Origin of the sequence: Pseudoflavonifractor phocaeensis, from assembly GCF_016901955.1 — a bacterium.
GTDB lineage: Bacteria > Bacillota > Clostridia > Oscillospirales > Oscillospiraceae > Flavonifractor > Flavonifractor phocaeensis_A.
Map to the genome: position 1 here is coordinate 1 of NZ_JACJLC010000162.1, position 2,579 is coordinate 2,579.

General features: G+C 54.7%; 2 protein-coding genes and 2 pseudogenes. 2 read left to right on the plus strand and 2 right to left on the minus strand.

Going from position 1 to position 2,579, the window contains the following annotated elements:
* Positions 1–106: 106 nt before the first annotated feature.
* Positions 107–373 (plus strand): annotated as a pseudogene (locus H6B51_RS17915) (hypothetical protein); the annotation flags it as partial.
* On the opposite strand, the pseudogene H6B51_RS16770 reads toward H6B51_RS17915, so the two are convergent.
* Together H6B51_RS16770 and H6B51_RS16775 are read right to left on the minus strand one after the other, a co-directional pair.
* Positions 330–515 (minus strand): annotated as a pseudogene (locus tag H6B51_RS16770) (M15 family metallopeptidase); the annotation flags it as partial. The pseudogenes H6B51_RS17915 and H6B51_RS16770 sit on opposite strands and share 44 nt — an antisense overlap.
* 42 nt (positions 516–557) lie before the next feature.
* Entirely contained in the window at positions 558–821 is a 264-nt protein-coding gene (locus tag H6B51_RS16775) for a hypothetical protein (RefSeq protein ID WP_204884741.1), read from the minus strand.
* Positions 822–965: 144 nt separating this feature from the next.
* On the opposite strand from H6B51_RS16775, the gene H6B51_RS16780 reads away from it, so the two are divergent.
* A complete protein-coding gene (locus H6B51_RS16780) occupies positions 966–2,369 on the plus strand; it encodes a sodium-dependent transporter (RefSeq protein WP_204884742.1) in 1,404 nt (467 codons plus the stop codon).
* The last annotated feature ends 210 nt before the right edge of the window (positions 2,370–2,579 follow it).

The following is a 2,579-nucleotide window of genomic DNA, read 5'->3' on the forward strand; positions in this document are numbered from 1 at the left end:
GTGCAAGGTTTTTTGCGCATTTTCCCTCTTTTCCTTGCACCTATTATACCATAAAACGCCTTCTATAGCTTGATATATAAGGCTTTTTCTGTTATTCAGTAGACATTACCGTAGCGCCAAGGCCCACAGGGACCGGGCCTTCCGCTGGACGTGGCTGACCATCGTGCTAAGCTTTGCTTTTTATATCCCGGTGGTACTATGGGCGGACACTGTACCCATGATTGGGATGCTGATGATCCCCAAGACCTGTGCCTATGTGTGGACGGTACTAATCGGATATCGGGCCATGCGGCGGGAATGCGCTGAAGGCGCCTATGCTTTCAGCCGGACTAGCTCAACAGATATTCCTCCAGACAAAATCCGTCCTGAGTGATTTTCTTGGCCGTCTCCTTGCCCACATATCGGTAATGCCACGGCTCATAGCTGATGCCAGTAAGTGCGCATTTGTCCTCCGGATACCGCAGAATGAAGCCGTATTCCCAGCAGTGGGACATCAGCCATTTCTGCACTGCAGTTATGGATTTCTTTTTGTCTTTCGCATCCAACTATCGGCGGGCTCAGCGTTCCGCCAGGTATGTGATCCCAATCTCGATGGTACCGTAGTAGGCACTGCTGTTCCCCTCAACCTGATATTTGAGGCTGTTCCAGGAATATTGGACCGTCTGCTCCGTCTCGCCGTCCCGGACGGCCTGCTCCAGGAGGCCGGTGTAGTAGGCCACGGCCTCCTCGTCGGTCATCTCCAGCAGGGGGTACTGGAGGGAGGCTTTGAACACCCCGCTTTCCTTGTTGGTCCCGCCGTTGAACAGCAGGTAGTCTGTCATAGGCAGAACAAACCGCTTTCCATTTTTGATGGGATTTCCTTCATATCGCTTGCAAATGACGGAAAAACGCCGTATACTATTTGGATGTGTCTTGTCGAAAATGAGCAATTGTGTGGTTGCCCCAAAATATGGGAGGAGAGAGCAATGGAATCAAAGTATAAGCGCGGCAATTTCACCGGGTCTATCGGCTTTGTGCTGGCGGCAGCCGGCAGCGCCGTGGGCCTGGGAAACATCTGGCGTTTCCCGTATCTGGCGGCCAAGGACGGCGGCGGCGTGTTTCTGCTGTGCTACCTGGTCCTGGCCCTGACCTTTGGATTTACCCTGCTGACCACGGAGATCGCCATCGGCCGGAAAACCGGCCAGAGTCCCCTGACGGCCTATCGGGTCCTCAACCGCAACTGGGGCTGGCTGGGCGTCATCGCCTGTCTGGTACCGGTGATCATCCTGCCGTATTACTGCACCATCGGCGGCTGGGTCCTTAAATACCTGGCCACATATCTGACCGGCGGTGCCAGTGTGGCCATGGCAGACGGGTACTTTACCGGCTTCATTACCTCCACCTGGAGCCCTATGATCTGGTTCCTCATTTTCCTGGGCGCCACCATGTTGGTGGTGTACAAGGGCGTGGATACCGGCATCGAGCGGTTTTCCAAAGTGCTGATGCCCATCCTTCTGGTGCTGATCCTGGCCATCGCTGCGTTCTCCCTGACCCTGTCCCACACCGATGACGCCGGAAATACCCGCACCGGACTCCAGGGTTTTTTGGTCTACTTGGTGCCGGACTTCTCCGACATGACCGTCAAAGAGTTCCTCATCATCCTGATGGACGCCATGGGGCAGCTGTTCTACTCCATCAGCGTGGCCATGGGCATCATGGTGGCCTACGGTTCCTATGTGAAGAAGGAGACCAACCTGGTCAAGTCCGTCAACCAGATCGAGATATTTGACACCGTTGTGGCCTTCCTGGCAGGGCTTATGATCGTGCCCGCGGTGTTCACCTTCATGGGCACTGAGGGCATGAACAGCGGCCCCAGCCTGATGTTCGTCTCCCTGCCCAAGGTTTTTGGCGCCATGGGCAAGGTGGGGGTGATTGTTGGCGCCGTCTTCTTCCTGATGGTGGCCTTCGCGGCCCTGACCTCTTCTGTGTCCGTTATGGAGGCCATCGTCTCCAGTGTCATGGACAAGTTCCACACCACCCGGAAAAAAGCCACCCTGGGCGTTACCGCTGTGGCCCTGGTCGCCGGGATTGTGGTCTGCCTGGGCTACAATCTCTTCTACTTCGAACTTACGCTGCCCAACAGCGCCACTCCTGGCCAGATCTTGGATGTTCTGGACTATGTAAGCAACTATATCCTTATGCCAGTGGTGGCAATCTCCACCTGTATCCTTATCGGCTGGGTGGTCAAGCCAAAAACCGTCATCGACGAAGTCACCCTGGGCGGCTGCCACTTTGAGCGGAAGTCCTTGTATGTGGTTATGGTCAAGATCATCACTCCGCTGATGCTGTTTTTCCTGCTGCTCCAGTCCCTGGGGCTGCTGCGGTTCTGAAATCCGGACGGGCCATGCGAAGTTCCGCATGGCCCGTTTTGTATCAAAAACCCTTTGGCTACGCCAGAGGGTTTTCTGTATGGGCCCCTTCTCTCCTTTTTGCTTAGAGCACCTAACAAAACCTGACAAATATCGAAATATGGTGTAAAATACCAGTAGGGGGTGAAGAAAATGCCCAAGAAGCTGGTAAGTGACGAATTGTGGAAGCTG

Excerpts from the sequence above, each read along its gene's own strand:
- H6B51_RS16775 (WP_204884741.1), bottom strand. The coding sequence starts at position 821 with ATGACAGACTACCTGCTGTTCAACGGCGGGACCAACAAGGAAAGCGGG.
- H6B51_RS16780 (WP_204884742.1), top strand. The coding sequence starts at position 966 with ATGGAATCAAAGTATAAGCGCGGCAATTTCACCGGGTCTATCGGCTTT.